Raw genomic sequence first — 14,312 nt, forward strand, 5'->3', positions numbered from 1 at the left:
GATATGCATTATTTTGTTGCATACAATAATAATATCATTATAATACTGTACATATAAACAGTGTTTGTTGGTGTTTTTAATATGAACGAAAAAATGATAACCAAACTTGAAATATTAGCTGAGTCGGCAAAATATGATATTTCTTGCTCGTCAAGTGGTGCATCAAGAAATAATAAAGCTAAAGGTATTGGTCATGCTCATAAATCTGGTATTTGCCATACCTTTACTGCCGATGGAAGGTGTGTTTCGTTACTTAAAATTATGCTGACAAATTATTGCATGTTTGATTGTGCTTATTGTATTAACCGGCAAAGTAATGATATTCCAAGAGCGGGCTTTACGCCACGCGAGTTGGCCAATTTGACCATTGAATTTTATCGCCGTAATTATATCGAAGGTTTATTTATCAGTTCGGGCATTGTTAGAAGTCCTGATCATACCATGGAAAGAATGATTAGAGTGGTAAAGATTCTGCGTGATGAGCATGGCTTTAATGGCTATATACATATGAAAGCGATCCCTGGCGCCAGTAACGATCTAATTAATCAAGCGGGCTTATTAGTTGATAGGATGAGTGTCAATTTAGAAATTCCAACCGAAGAAAACCTTAAATTACTTGCGCCCGATAAAGATCATCAAAGCATTTATCAACCTATGCGGCAAATTCATCAAAATGTACTAGAAAATATTGAAAATCGCAAAAAATTTCGATCCACCCCCAAATTTGTACCTGCGGGACAAAGTACGCAAGTTATTATTGGTGCGACAGATGAGTCGGATAAGCAAATTTTGCAATTAACCGCCAAACTTTATAAACGACCAAGTATGAAGCGAGTTTATTATTCGGGATTTATTCCGGTAAATGGCTACGACAAACGATTGCCTGTTGTGCAAGAAGTACCCAGAGTGCGCGAAAATCGCTTATATCAAGCCGATTGGTTATTGCGTTTTTATGATTTTAATGTCGATGAAATCGTTAACGATCAATATCCCGATCTAGATTTAACTGTTGATCCTAAATTGGCTTGGGCAATCCGTAATCCGCAGTTTTTTCCGGTTGATGTTAATCGTGATAGTTATCAACAAATATTACGAGTGCCAGGTATTGGAGTTAAGTCTGCCAAGTTAATTGTGATGGCAAGGCGTCATCGAAAGCTTACTCTTGACGCGCTTAAACGCATTGGCGTTGTTTTAAAACGTGCACAATTTTTTATTGTTTGTCACGAAATGAAAAAATTCAAATTACTCAACTCATCGGCCGAATATATCCGACTATCGTTGCAAGAACCACCTTTGCTAGAAGATAAACAGACAAATATTCCACAGCAATTAGTGATGGGGTGGTAAATCATGTTAGCGTTTTATTATGATAAGAGCTTTGAAAGCTTGCTTTGTGCTGTGTTTGATGCTTTTAAACTCAAAAAAATGCCTGAATGCTTATTAACCACAGGGCAGGTCGAACCGTTGTTAGTGTCTGATAGGCATCATGTTGAATTTTGTGATGCAAAATATGAACGAGTACGCGTAGCATTAATTAACAAGATTAGCAAAGTTGCGCTTCGTCATTTGATGTATGTTTGGCTATCGGAACTTTCCGAAAGTGATTTAATTGTTTTTCGTTACATTTATAAGGTATTTAAATCATCTAAATCAATCGAGACTGATTTTGCCGATCAAGATGTGTTAACTGTGCATGATATTGCTAAAAAAGTGAGTAGAGAACGGCATCGTGTGATGCAATTTGTACGCTTTAATGCGATTAACAATCCGGTTAAAGATGTTGTTGAGCGTAACGATAGGAAAGATAAAATTTATTTTTCGATTATTGCACCTATTTATAATGTTTTGCCATTGGTGCTTAAATTTTTTAAAGAACGTTTTGCCGATCAAAAATGGGCAATATATGACGAAAAGCGCGAATATGGTTATATCTATAATTTGAACAGCATTGAACCAGTTTCGCTTATTGATAAAGAGGAGCTGATTATTAACAGCCAAGTTAATCAACATTATCTAACCGAAGACGAAATACTATTTCAAACCATGTGGTTACGTTATTGTAATGCGTTAACCATCAAAGAACGCATCAATCCTAAATTGCAACGCCAACAAATGCCAAGCCGATTTTGGCATTATCTGCCAGAAATGAAACCAATATCAAAATAGATAGGCAAATAAAAGTGACTAATTAGCGTCATCATAAATAAAAGACCATAAATAAACCGCCAATTAATGGCGGTTTATTTATTAACTTGATTTAACATAGCAGCATAATTTAATTAAAGCTATTGTGAATCGATATCATTAATAACATCATTAATCGATTCTTCACGTTGTTTTTGCTTGCTTTCATCCACTTTACCACCCGATGCGACAAAGTCATTACGTTGGAAGTAAGCGTTACGCATAAAGTTATAAGGGTCATCGCTATTTTTAATTAAATCTTCATACTCGATCGCAACAGCACGCGCTTCAATACCGTCAAACACGCCACGCACCAATGTCCACTGCCAATCTAACCAAACAAGCGGTGGATAAAGGGTGTCAACCACGCCACCACCTTCCTGCCTTAACGTTGCTGAACCATAAAACGGTAGCACAACATAAGGGCCATAAGGTACCTCATAATGACCTAACACATCACCAAAGCTCCGTTTCCCACCTTTTTGTAATTGTGGGTCAGACATGCTAGCTACATCTATTAAACCCGCAAAACCGAAAACCGTATTTAAAAAGAATCTCGCTAAATGTGTACCGGCTTTATGAACATCACCTTGTAATAAATTATTCACCATTGAAGCAGGTTCCGAAAGATTAGATGAAAAATTAACCACACCTGTACGAACGGGGGAAGGGACGTAATCTTTCCAAGCGACTGCCGTAGGGCGCAAAATATAAGGATCAAGCGCATAGTAGTTAACATCAAACATGGTTTTGTTAAAGCCAGATAATGGATCGCTATAGGAATTGTTTTCGGATTGATAAGTGGCGCAACCTGTGAGTGCCATTACCGAAAACATCATACCAACTATTCGTTTTTTCATAGTATCTTTGATTAAAAGTAATGAGGTTAAAGTTGATGCGATTGTATCATGATTACTAAAAATAGAAAATTTTTCGTTATTTAAATAGCATTATCTTTTCAAATTTATTAGAATACGAACTCCAATGACCTTATAGTTAAATGGATATAACAAGCCCCTCCTAAGGGCTAGTTGCAGGTTCGATTCCTGCTGGGGTCGAAATCGCAAACAAGATTAAAAGCGATGTACTACGATTCAAGCCTTATTCAACAGTGTTTTAAAGTGGTTTAACACGATTCTAAACGATTGATAACGCCAACTATCTAACGGTATATTTTAATACCGTGATCAAAAATACCGTAATTATGCTAACCGTAAAAGCCATTGATTCAGCCAAACCTAAAGATAAATCCTACAAACTACCAGATTTTGAAAGCTTATATTTATATATTTCACCGTCAGGGACTAAGTCTTGACATTACGATTATCAGTTTAATGCTAAAGAAAAACGTTAACGATCGGTAAATATCCGTATATTAGTTTATCTGATGCACTCAACGAAAAAGAATTAGCTCGGCAGATGCTTGCTCACGGTAAAGATCATGCTGTTGAAAGAAAAACTTTACTTGCCAATATCGCTCAAGAAAATACTTTTAAGAAGATAACCTTTGAATGGTTTGATACAAAAAAATGAAAATTGGATTAATCAGCTAGCCAACTCAAAGGGTAACATTTGAAAAGTTACCCATTAGTCATCAAAAACAGTCAAACCCACCTTCGAGTGGTTTTTTATAACCTAAGATAGGGAAGATATTATGAACGCATACTAATAATTTACTTTTAATTTAAATTTTATTAACATAAAAACAGTAATTATGTTAGAGGAATATTAAATGTTTAAAAAATCATTAGTGGCAGTTATGTGTTTATGTACTTTTTCTTGTTATGCATCAGAATCAGATATAAAGAAAATTTTTGGCGATTGGAAGTTAACAATTTTAACCGATAAATTAACAGATGAGGTATCATATTTTGCGACAACGGATGAGCAGAATAACGATCATCAATTAACATACAATAATAAATATTATGCGTTCGCTTGTAAGGAAGGTAAATTAACTGAAGCAATTTATGTAAAAAATTTAATCACACTTGGTAACAGTAAAGCTAAATTAGATATAAGAATTGATAAAGAAAAATCGTTTCAAAGAAATGCAATTATTGTAGACGGAAGTTTTTTCAATCAGAATATAACAGCGGAAGAAATTGAGCAGTTAAGAGGTAAAAATTCAATATTTATCAGAGCGAATGCACCTACTCAAATTATCGACATGGAATTCAGCCTAAAAGGCTTTGACGAAGCAATTCAGCCCGTGCTTGATGCGTGTAATATTAAGTAAACGAGTTAATAAACCCCGCATTGGCGGGTTTTTTATTAAAAATCTAGCAGTTCAGGCTTGATTTGTAGCGCTTCGGCAATTTTAATCCATGTTGCTTTTCTTAACTTTTGGCTTTTTTCATATTGAGAATAAGCTGATTGACTAATATCTATTTTATTCGCAACTTCAACTTGGGATAATTTTAAATACTCACGCCATGCTTGTGCAGGAGAATAGTTATTATCAAAACCATATTAACAACTTCGTTTGGTACACCTGTTTCAATATCGATTGCGTTTGCCCTTGTTCATTATTAATAAACTGTATATTAGTAATTGCGTTCATCGCATTTTTTCACCTCTTCAATAGAAACAATGTGAATAATACCAGAAAAATTAAAAAATACTCGATAGTTACCCACTCGTAATCTGTACTGATATTTATGGATTGATGTGTAAAGCGTCGATGAAGAGAATAAAAACTAGGCTATTTTAGTAAAAAGGAGGAAGATGCGACGTCTGCTACTGATGAGTTAATAGCCGCAAAAAATGGCGCGTCAAATATAACTGCTGAAAAGTTGAAAGATTTTGAAAGAGTTTATTAAAACGACGTAAAGGGCGAAAAAGCGGCACGAGTTGTGGTAAAGCAAGAAAAAAACATGCTGTAGCTAGAAAGCATCTTGCAGAATATAGCGATAAATTATATGTTGGTTTTAGAAATCAGCTTGGTGACTTAAAAGATGTTAATACTGCTTCTAAAGAGCTAGAAAAATAAGTAGAGATGTCAGTAAAGTGTTCAGAAACAATGCACTTGACCTTAATAACTACTCGCAATTACTACGAGATATCGCCGCAAAATAAAGTGAAGTGACGACCGCTGAAAATATTGCAACCAAGGTGAAAACTGATTTTTTAAATAAATTAAAAGCTCAGGTAGCGGGTTAAAATCTTTCTAAAGAGCAATTACTGTGATATCAAGTCCACAGCTTGGAGTTAGCTTATCTACTAATGTTTATATTCAAAAATTAAGACAAGCAGCAACAGAAACGCGTACTATGAACATGCTACAAGAACAGCGACAAATCATGCGGCTAAAATGCAAATGCAATTAATGCGACGTAACTTTTCGGGCATTCAATCAATGAATATGTATATGATCATGAAAAATGGCATAGGCAATACCTTTAGCGCGCTGTTAACATCGTTAACCCCAGTAAACATTGGTATTTCCGCCGTGGTTGCAAGTGGAATAGCTTTAACTAAAGCGTATTATGTGAATTCACAAGAATTATCAAATTTTAATAGAACTATTAGTCTACAGCCTTGCACGGAGGGTTAGGGAATTTCGCAAAAAAATCCCCTAAATCAGACATGATCAAGGTAGATATTTTGACCGCTAACCTACAAACGTTCGAAACCATTCCACCCAACCCATTATGACGACGAAAAACAAAAAAAACTTTATTTTTCGCCAAAAATAGTTTGGTAAATGTATTGATTTTGTTAAAGTTTTCCTTTCTTTTTTTAATGAAAAATACTTCATAAAATAAATAGCAAAAAAACAATATGTTATTTTATTTTTCTTATTCCGCCGTCGTAATGTGCTGACAACATAGCGAGTTTATCCATAGTCAGGAACAAATTTGAACGTCTGAGCAAAACGGAGATTGCCTTGCTGAAGTAAGTATCAGGATGATACGAGTAAATTAAAACTGGTACCTAAAGACCTAAATGTATCCAAATAGCTTTTAATCAACAAAAAAACTCCTAACTGCGTGATTTTACTTAAAAAACACAAATAAAAACTTAATAAAATCAATATGCTACCTGAATGTTTTTTATAGAAACAATAGCACTTTTAAAATATTTAAAAGCGATTGTTACAATTTACTTGATAGTTATAAAAAGGCAAAAGCGAATGAATTTGGATTTGTATTTTCTATGATTTGACTATTTTGCGATTTTTTTACTTGTTATTTATTGTTATTGAGAATAATTCGCATTTTTACACTAAAAATAATTCTGATTATTTTTTAAGATATGTATCATTAATTTAATATGATTACTTTTATCAATACTGTTGTTATTTTTAGGAAACATAATGTCATCTCTTACCCTTAACCAGTTACCTTTAGGCCGCGAGGCGGTGATTACTCGCTTGTTACCTGAATCGTTACCCTTTCGTCGAAAGTTGCTTGCAATGGGCATTACGCCGGGTTGTAAGGTTTTGACTGTGCGCGTTGCGCCACTTGGCGATCCGATTGAAATTAAAATGCGTGGATTTGCACTTTGTTTGCGTCGTAAAGAAGCACAAGCCATTGAAGTGATGGAGGTAAGTGCGTGAAAATAGCATTAATTGGTAACCCTAATAGTGGTAAGACAACGTTATTTAATCTACTAACGGGTTCAAAACAGCGAGTAGGGAACTGGCCGGGCGTGACTGTTGAACGTAAAACTGGTATGTTCACTTATCATCATACACAATATGAAGTTATCGATTTGCCCGGTACGTATTCAATTGAGCCTAATCTGCTTAGTGTTTCGCAAGATGAGCTTATTGCGCGCCAATTCGTGCTGTCCGAAAGTCAATGCGTGATTATTAATATTATTGATGCAACTAATTTGCAACGTAGTTTGTATTTAACTTGTCAGTTAATTGATTTGCAAGTACCGATGATTGTTGTGTTAAATATGATCGATGCAGTTAAAGCCATGGGCGAACAGATTAATGTTGATTTGTTGTCAACTTTGCTCGGTTGTCCTGTGGTGGCAATATCATCTCGTCAAAAAACGGGTTTGCAGGGCTTTTATCAACAAATCGAAAACATGGTAATGCATCCATATGCAGCACAGCCATCGATTGATCTGCTTGGCGAGGATCAGCAAGCGGTGATTCATCGTTATATTTGCGATCTGCCTGAAGATAGTGTTGTGCGCCAATTTAATCGCTGGCAATTGATAGATGCTTTATTAGATGATTCGCGCTATCACTTATCACAACGTGAAACCAAAATGTTAGCGGACTGCCGCTTGTCGCTTGCAAAGTGGTGTGATAATGAAATTGATGTGGCACTTGCTAGCGCTCGTTATGACACGATTGATGTAATTTGTAAAAAAGTTATTGAAAAACCGCGCGAGCTTAGTGGTCGCTTTTCTGAAATCCTCGATAATATTACCTTGGGGCGCATTACTGGCATTCCGTTCTTTTTGTTGGCTATGTATGTCATGTTTATGGTGGCGATTAATTTTGGGGCGGTGTTTATTGATTTTTTTGATGTGCTTTGTGGCACGATTTTTGTTAATGGCACAACTGAGCTACTTCATGCCATCAATGCTCCAAATTGGATTACAGCTATTTTAGCCAATGGTATTGGTCGTGGCATTCAAACTGTTTCAACGTTTATTCCTGTCATTGGGGCGATGTTTTTTTGTTTGTCTTTTTTAGAAGATTCTGGTTATTTGGCACGTGCAGCAATGGTAATCGATCGATTGATGCGCAGTATTGGTTTGCCGGGTAAAGCGTTTGTGCCAATGCTAGTGGGATTTGGCTGCGGTGTGCCAGCCATTATGGGCACGCGAACGCTTGAAAGTACACGTGATCGTATTATGTCCATTTGTATGATCCCTTTTATGTCATGTGGGGCAAGGTTGCCGGTTTATGCATTATTTGCGGTGATATTCTTCCCTAAAAATGCCTCTATAGTGGTGTTTGCTTTATATTTGCTAGGCATTGCAGTGGCAATGGTGACGGGATTTGTGCTCAAATTCACTTTATTAAAAGGTACACTCACACCATTTATTATGGAAATGCCTGTGTATCGTATTCCGACTTTACGCAGCCTGCTTAGTTTGACTTGGCAGCGCTTAACGTCGTTTATTTTTAAAGCAGGTAAAGCCATTGTGCTTATGGTAACGGTGTTAAGTGTGCTTAACTCATGGGGTAGCGATGGTTCGTTTAAGCACGAAAGTACACAAAACTCTATGCTTTCTGTTGTTAGTCAAAAAATCACGCCTGCATTTGCACCGATGGGGATTAAACACGATAACTGGCCAGCAACAGTTGGTATTTTTACGGGTATTTTTGCTAAAGAATCGGTAATTGCAACACTCAATTCGCTTTATTCTATCGATGATGATAACGAGCAAGATGAACCATTTAGTTTGTCGCAAGGAATTTTAGATGCGCTAGCAACCATTCCAAAAAATTTGGCGAGTTTGTCGAATGCTGTTTTAGATCCGTTAGGGTTTAACACTGCTTCACAAGATATGGATTCACTACAGACTGATTTAGAGGTGGATTCGACAACAATTTCACAAATTAAAAATGGGTTTGGTTCACCTTCAGCTGCGATGAGTTATTTAATTTTTATTTTACTTTATACTCCTTGCGCTGCGGCGTTGGGTGCCGTTTATCGCGAAGCCGGTTTTAAGTGGATGGTGTTTGTGGCAATTTGGACTTTTACCATTGCGTGGCTAACGGCAACCATTTATTACCAATTTATGTTGCTTGGGCATTCTTCTGCGGCCGTTTGGTGGCTGATGGGGTGCAGTGCATTTATTGTTGTGATGCTATTGTTTATGCGTACTTTAGGGCGATATTCGTTTTTTAAGCAACCAACAGCGCCAAATTCATCCCACTGTAAAAAATCATCGTGCTGTCAGTAAATAAATGGCTGCTAATTTGTAAAATATAAAATAGAGGTAAAGCATGCAGGGGTCGCCCTGCCACTTTGATTATGGCTATGTTAATAACTTCAATTCGTGATTATGTACAATTAAAAGGTCGTGCACCATTGCAAGAGATTGCCAGACACTTTTGCCTACCAGAAAGCGCAACTGAGCAGATGTTACGTTTTTGGATCAGGAAAGGGGTGATAAAGTTAATAGCACAAGATCGACCATTGCCTTGCCAAGCTAAACAGTGCCGTTCTTGTACCAGTTGTGGTTTAACCAGTCAACTTGAATATGTTTGGGCTTAATCAGTTAAATCATGGTTTAGCGAATTTTTAAATCTGCAAATTTTTTTGTTAACATTTGTCGATTTAAAGATCGATTAATGCAAATTAATCCTAATTTGATTTTGTGATTTAATTCACATAATTGAATTTATTTATACGATAAAAATAGTAAACTTGACTAATATTAATTAGTGATAAAGCCTGATTCTACCTTTTTTGTCCGCTTTTTGCGGTGTTTTTTTGCCGATAATAGAGATGAATCATCAGCCAATGACAATGTCGTTTTATTATTGAATAAATGTTATTATACTTCCATTATAATAACACGCTGTATGAGGATAAAAGTATGAGTCAATTAGATGAGTTTAAAAAATTAACTGTGGTGGTAGCTGATACGGGCGATATCGATTCGATTAAGCAGTTTTCCCCCGAAGATGCAACAACGAATCCCTCTCTTGTTTTGAAAGCAGCTCAACTTCCTCAATATCGCAATTTAATTGATTCTGCAGTGCAAACCGCTAAAAAGTTAGGTGGTAGTAAAGAACAGCAGTTAGTTAATGCGTGTGATCAAGTTGCTGTAAATATTGGTGCTGAGATTTTAAAAACTGTTCCAGGGCGAATTTCGACCGAAGTCGATGCGCGTTTGTCTTTCGATAAACAAGGTTGTATTGAAAAAGCGCGTAAAATCATTGCACTTTATCAAGAAAAGGGCATTGATAAATCTCGTATTTTAATTAAAATTGCATCAACGTGGGAAGGTATTAAAGCGGCTGAAGTGCTCGAAAAAGAAGGCATTAACTGTAATTTAACGTTATTGTTTTCGTTCGCACAAGCACGTGCATGTGCAGAAGTCAATGCCTTTTTAATTTCGCCATTTGTAGGGCGTATTTATGATTGGTATCAAGCTAAAAAACCAATCGATCCCTATGTAGCAGATGAAGATCCGGGCGTTGTGTCTGTTCGTAATATCTTTAATTATTATAAACAGCATGGTTATAAAACAATTGTCATGGGAGCAAGCTTCCGTAAGGTCGATCAAATATTGGCATTAGCAGGTTGTGATAGGTTAACTATTTCGCCTAATTTACTTGCCGAAATGCAACAATCAAATTCGCCTGTTGTGCAAAAACTCAATCCAAATCAAGCTGTGGTTGCTCGTCCTGCGCCAATGACTGAGGCCGAATTTAGATGGCAACATAATAGCGATGCCATGGCTGTTGAAAAATTAGCTGAAGGCATTCGCGCTTTTGCCGTTGATCAAGGTAAATTAGAAGATATGATTGGCGCATTGTTATAATCATATTGAACGAAATAGGGGAGTTAGCTCCCCATTTTTACACTATTTTTTCGTTGATTTGATTAACGATTTTGGAAGTTATTTCAACCTAGCAGGTATTAACAATTTTTAACTCAAGAAATTTTTGGAGATGACAACATGAATGCAACCAGACTATCTCACCGCGAACTGGCGAATGCGATAAGGGCATTGAGCATGGATGGCGTACAGAAAGCAAAATCAGGGCATCCTGGTGCGCCAATGGGTATGGCAGATATGGCCGAAGTGCTTTGGCGTAGCTTTTTAAAACATAACCCAAGCAACCCCAAATGGGCTGATCGCGACCGTTTTATTTTATCCAATGGCCATGCTTCAATGCTGATCTATAGTTTATTGCATTTAACGGGTTATGACGTGACTATTGATGATCTAAAAAATTTTCGTCAGTTACATTCAAAAACGGCAGGTCACCCTGAATATGGTTATGTGCCGGGTGTTGAAACAACAACCGGACCACTAGGTCAAGGTATCGCTAATGCTGTTGGTATGGCCATTGCTGAAAGAACCTTAGCTGCACAATTTAATAAACCTGATCATACTATCGTTGATCACCATACTTATGTGTTTATGGGTGATGGTTGTATGATGGAAGGTATTTCGCACGAAGTGTGTTCGTTAGCAGGTACTCTTAAATTAGGTAAACTTATTGCGTTTTATGATGATAATGGCATTTCAATCGATGGTGAAGTCGAAGGTTGGTTTACTGATGATACAGCAAAACGTTTTGAAGCTTACGGCTGGCATGTTATCCGTAGTATTGATGGTCATGATGCCAAAATGTTAAAAGAAGCCATTGAGCAAGCGCAGGCGGTAACTGATAAACCATCATTATTAATGTGTAAAACGGTGATTGGTTTTGGTTCGCCAAATAAAGCTGGTAGCCATGAAAGCCATGGCGCACCATTAGGCGATACCGAAATTGAAGCAACACGTAAAGCACTTGGCTGGAATTATCCTGCTTTTGAAATTCCTAAAGACTATTATGATGCTTGGGATGCCAAAGCTAAAGGTAGGCAGCTTGAAGATGAATGGAATGTTCGTTTTGATGCTTATGCTAAGGCCTATCCTGAATTAGCTCAAGAATTTAAGCGTCGTGTTAATGGTGATTTGCCGGAAAATTGGTCACAAATTGCTAACGATGTGGTGAATAAACTTCAAGCAAATCCAGCAACAATTGCTACCCGTAAAGCATCACAAAATGCTATTGAAGCGTTTGCCCCAGCTTTACCTGAGTTTTTAGGCGGTTCGGCTGATTTAGCACCAAGTAATTTAACCATGTGGTCAGGATCTAAAGAGATCTTAGCTAATGCAGATGGTAATTATATCCATTATGGTGTGCGTGAGTTTGGTATGTCCGCTATTATGAATGGTATTGCATTACATGGTGGATTTATTCCTTATGGTGCGACATTTTTAATGTTTATGGAATATGCACGTAATGCTATTCGGATGGCGGCATTAATGAAGATTCGTGCTTTATTTGTTTATACTCATGATTCAATTGGCTTAGGTGAAGATGGGCCAACGCATCAACCTGTTGAACAAATGGCAAGCTTACGTGTTACGCCAAATGTGAGTACTTGGCGACCATGCGACCAAGTCGAATCAGCTATTGCGTGGCAATATGCGATAGAACGTAAAGACGGTCCAACAGCGTTGATTTTTTCACGACAAAATCTTAAACAACAAGATCGCACCGCTCATCAATTAGCTGATGTATATCGCGGTGGTTATATCTTAAATGATTGCACAGGTACACCTGAATTAATTATTATTGCGACGGGTTCAGAAGTTGAGCTTGCCGTTGAAGCTTATCAGCAATTGACTCAAGCAGGTAAAAAAGTGCGGGTGGTGTCAATGCCATCAACTGATGCGTTTGATAAACAAGATCAGGCGTATAAAGAGTCAGTATTGCCATCGTCAGTAACAGCTCGCCTTGCCATTGAAGCAGGTATTAGCGATTATTGGTATAAATATGTTGGTCTTAGCGGCAAAGTAATTGGAATGACAAGCTTTGGCGAATCAGGCCCAGCAGATCAACTGTTTAAAGAGTTTGGCTTTACTGTTGAAAATGTACTTGCGCAAGCAAATAGTTTGTTGAAATAGTTAAATTATTACACTAAAAAAACGCCATCAGCTAAGGGTTGATGGCGTTTTTTGTTATTTAAGTAAAGAGTATTAATTAAAAGGATTTGGGTCCTTTTTTAATTTGTTAAATTGATGTAATTTATTGTTATTCCAATCCTTCACTTTGATATTCTGTTGTTCGGGTATCAGAAAAAGATCATTTTGCATATAATCATGTTTTATATCTAATTTAATACCCATCCAGTTGCTTAACAAATAAACTAGTTGGAATCCCGATATTTGTTTATTAATTTTTTGTTGAGGTGATTTATCTGAATCAAAAAAGATAAATGGAACCCGATAACTTTCTTGATAGTCTGAATTGTGTCTTAAGTCATTATGTTGGTCTGTATGCGCAAGTCCATGATCGGCAAAGTAAACAACGGAATAATCTTGCTTGTATTTTTCTAACTTATCGATTGTTTGTGCAATAAGATCATCGGTTTCTTTAATGGTACTAACATAACAAGAGATGTTTTTATTATTCAGATCAAACTGTACTTTAAATTCTAATCGTTTACAAAAGTTAGAATGTGAGCCTATTAAGTGCATAACAATAAGTTTTGGTTTGTTATCTCCTTTTAATAAAATATTGTCTAGTTCAGGTAATAACAATGTGTCATGTTTTCCTTTTGATGATTTACCATTATATTCCCCTTTTTTGGTGTAAAAAGAATGCTTTGCATAAGCAGCAATACGGGGTACGGTAATTTCAATTGTACCTAATTTACCTTGATTTGAAAGCCAGTAAGTTTCAAATTCTGCATCATTAGCAATGCTGACAATATTATTATTGAGTTGTGCACTAACTTCTTTGTCGTTTGAGAAAATCGACTGGCTAATGAGGTGTGGAATTGATGATTGAGTATTTGGGGCGGGCGCAATTAATCCATCCCAAATAACACTGGCTTGGGTTCGAGCAAATGGTGTATTGTCATATTTAAAACCATAAGCACTCATATAGTCTTTTCGAACACTTTCGCCAATGATAATAACATAAGTTTTATGTTTTGGATTAACTGATATAATCGGTATGCTATTAGTTTGTTCAATTTGTTTAAGTTGCTGTTGCTTTTCGGTTATATATAGTTTTCCACTTTCATAAAATCCAATACAGAATTCTAAAATTGGATATTTGATGTTGCTCAAAAAAGAATAAATTATTGAACTGAAATTGTTTGGCTGATACTGAGCAATTATTTTTATTGGTTTATAACAACATAATCCTAATACAAAAATAATTAAATAGCGGTTGCTTATTTTTGGAAACGGAAATTTTTTAAATAAAATAATAAAAAATAATATCAAAAGTAGTGGAATAAAATAGAAATAAATAGGTAGTTGTGAACAAAACTCTGTCATTTCATCAAAATCTGTTTCAGCGACAGCACTAATCACGGCAACATTGGGGGAGCCATAATAAAACCCCACAGGTAAATAGAGTGCGGCTATCACAAACCAAATGCCAAAAAAGACTCGGAAAAAAGTGA

The 14,312-nt window shown here is 36.3% G+C and carries 12 protein-coding genes, 1 tRNA gene and 2 pseudogenes; 11 read left to right on the forward strand and 4 right to left on the reverse strand.

The genetic code is table 11. From position 1 onward, the window contains the following. The first annotated feature begins 81 nt into the window (after positions 1-81). Both A9G22_RS01500 and A9G22_RS01505 read left to right on the forward strand, forming a co-directional pair. Positions 82-1,347 (forward strand): putative DNA modification/repair radical SAM protein, encoded by a 1,266-nt coding sequence (locus A9G22_RS01500; protein ID WP_075508212.1) that lies wholly within the window; start codon positions 82-84, stop codon positions 1,345-1,347. 3 nt (positions 1,348-1,350) lie between these two features. Beyond that, entirely contained in the window at positions 1,351-2,166 is an 816-nt protein-coding gene (locus A9G22_RS01505; RefSeq protein ID WP_075508213.1) for a TIGR03915 family putative DNA repair protein, read from the forward strand. 119 nt (positions 2,167-2,285) lie between these two features. On the opposite strand, the gene A9G22_RS01510 is transcribed toward A9G22_RS01505, so the two are convergent. Continuing rightward, positions 2,286-3,044 carry an MlaA family lipoprotein gene (locus tag A9G22_RS01510; RefSeq protein ID WP_075508214.1) on the reverse strand — a complete coding sequence of 253 codons (759 nt, stop codon included), beginning with the start codon at positions 3,042-3,044 and terminating at the stop codon, positions 2,286-2,288. Positions 3,045-3,170: 126 nt separating this feature from the next. Here A9G22_RS01510 and A9G22_RS01515 point away from each other — a divergent pair. The 3 genes and pseudogenes from A9G22_RS01515 (at position 3,171) to A9G22_RS01520 (ending at position 4,423) form a co-directional block, all read left to right on the forward strand. Further along, positions 3,171-3,242 (forward strand) — tRNA-Arg (locus A9G22_RS01515). A gap of 295 nt (positions 3,243-3,537) precedes the next feature. Further along, positions 3,538-3,717, forward strand: a pseudogene (locus tag A9G22_RS11740) (integrase); the annotation flags it as partial. A gap of 199 nt (positions 3,718-3,916) precedes the next feature. Beyond that, positions 3,917-4,423, forward strand: a complete 507-nt coding sequence (locus tag A9G22_RS01520; protein ID WP_075508215.1) for a hypothetical protein — start codon at positions 3,917-3,919, stop codon at positions 4,421-4,423. Between the two features lie 35 nt (positions 4,424-4,458). On the opposite strand, the gene A9G22_RS11745 is transcribed toward A9G22_RS01520, so the two are convergent. Continuing rightward, positions 4,459-4,575, reverse strand: coding sequence for a helix-turn-helix domain-containing protein (locus A9G22_RS11745; RefSeq protein WP_442899730.1), 117 nt, complete (start codon positions 4,573-4,575; stop codon positions 4,459-4,461). Between the two features lie 155 nt (positions 4,576-4,730). Next, positions 4,731-4,847 (reverse strand): annotated as a pseudogene (locus A9G22_RS11750) (type II toxin-antitoxin system RelE/ParE family toxin); the annotation flags it as partial. 650 nt (positions 4,848-5,497) lie between these two features. Between A9G22_RS11750 and A9G22_RS01525 the strand changes: the two are divergent. From A9G22_RS01525 to tkt, 6 genes are all read left to right on the forward strand, one after another. After that, the gene (locus tag A9G22_RS01525) at positions 5,498-5,740 is read left to right on the forward strand and encodes a hypothetical protein (protein WP_075508216.1); all 243 of its coding nucleotides are present in this window, start codon (positions 5,498-5,500) and stop codon (positions 5,738-5,740) included. A gap of 762 nt (positions 5,741-6,502) precedes the next feature. Further along, on the forward strand, positions 6,503-6,745 hold the full coding sequence (locus tag A9G22_RS01530) for a FeoA family protein (protein WP_065586333.1): 243 nt from the start codon (positions 6,503-6,505) through the stop codon (positions 6,743-6,745). After that, complete coding sequence (gene feoB / locus A9G22_RS01535; protein ID WP_075508217.1) at positions 6,742-9,066, forward strand: Fe(2+) transporter permease subunit FeoB; 2,325 nt, start codon at positions 6,742-6,744, stop codon at positions 9,064-9,066. The genes A9G22_RS01530 and feoB overlap by 4 nt, the downstream gene beginning before the upstream one ends. A 71-nt stretch (positions 9,067-9,137) precedes the next feature. Further along, positions 9,138-9,380, forward strand: a complete 243-nt coding sequence (locus A9G22_RS01540) for a FeoC-like transcriptional regulator (protein ID WP_075508218.1) — start codon at positions 9,138-9,140, stop codon at positions 9,378-9,380. Between the two features lie 325 nt (positions 9,381-9,705). After that, positions 9,706-10,656, forward strand: a complete 951-nt coding sequence (gene tal, locus A9G22_RS01545) for a transaldolase (RefSeq protein WP_075508219.1) — start codon at positions 9,706-9,708, stop codon at positions 10,654-10,656. A gap of 138 nt (positions 10,657-10,794) precedes the next feature. After that, the gene (gene tkt / locus A9G22_RS01550) at positions 10,795-12,801 is read left to right on the forward strand and encodes a transketolase (protein WP_075508220.1); all 2,007 of its coding nucleotides are present in this window, start codon (positions 10,795-10,797) and stop codon (positions 12,799-12,801) included. Between the two features lie 72 nt (positions 12,802-12,873). Here the strand turns inward: tkt and A9G22_RS01555 are convergent. After that, the coding region (locus A9G22_RS01555; RefSeq protein WP_141669934.1) for a phosphoethanolamine transferase at positions 12,874-14,312 on the reverse strand (1,439 nt) is incomplete at its 5' end.

Source organism: Gilliamella sp. App2-1 (genome assembly GCF_001690255.1).
In the GTDB taxonomy this organism is placed as follows: Bacteria; Pseudomonadota; Gammaproteobacteria; order Enterobacterales; family Orbaceae; genus Gilliamella; species Gilliamella apicola_G.

Excerpts from the sequence above, each read along its gene's own strand:
- A9G22_RS01530 (WP_065586333.1), top strand. The coding sequence starts at position 6,503 with ATGTCATCTCTTACCCTTAACCAGTTACCTTTAGGCCGCGAGGCGGTG.
- A9G22_RS01500 (WP_075508212.1), top strand. The coding sequence starts at position 82 with ATGAACGAAAAAATGATAACCAAACTTGAAATATTAGCTGAGTCGGCA.
- A9G22_RS01510 (WP_075508214.1), bottom strand. The coding sequence starts at position 3,044 with ATGAAAAAACGAATAGTTGGTATGATGTTTTCGGTAATGGCACTCACA.
- A9G22_RS01540 (WP_075508218.1), top strand. The coding sequence starts at position 9,138 with ATGGCTATGTTAATAACTTCAATTCGTGATTATGTACAATTAAAAGGT.
- tal (WP_075508219.1), top strand. The coding sequence starts at position 9,706 with ATGAGTCAATTAGATGAGTTTAAAAAATTAACTGTGGTGGTAGCTGAT.
- A9G22_RS01505 (WP_075508213.1), top strand. The coding sequence starts at position 1,351 with ATGTTAGCGTTTTATTATGATAAGAGCTTTGAAAGCTTGCTTTGTGCT.
- A9G22_RS01520 (WP_075508215.1), top strand. The coding sequence starts at position 3,917 with ATGTTTAAAAAATCATTAGTGGCAGTTATGTGTTTATGTACTTTTTCT.
- tkt (WP_075508220.1), top strand. The coding sequence starts at position 10,795 with ATGAATGCAACCAGACTATCTCACCGCGAACTGGCGAATGCGATAAGG.
- A9G22_RS01525 (WP_075508216.1), top strand. The coding sequence starts at position 5,498 with ATGCAAATGCAATTAATGCGACGTAACTTTTCGGGCATTCAATCAATG.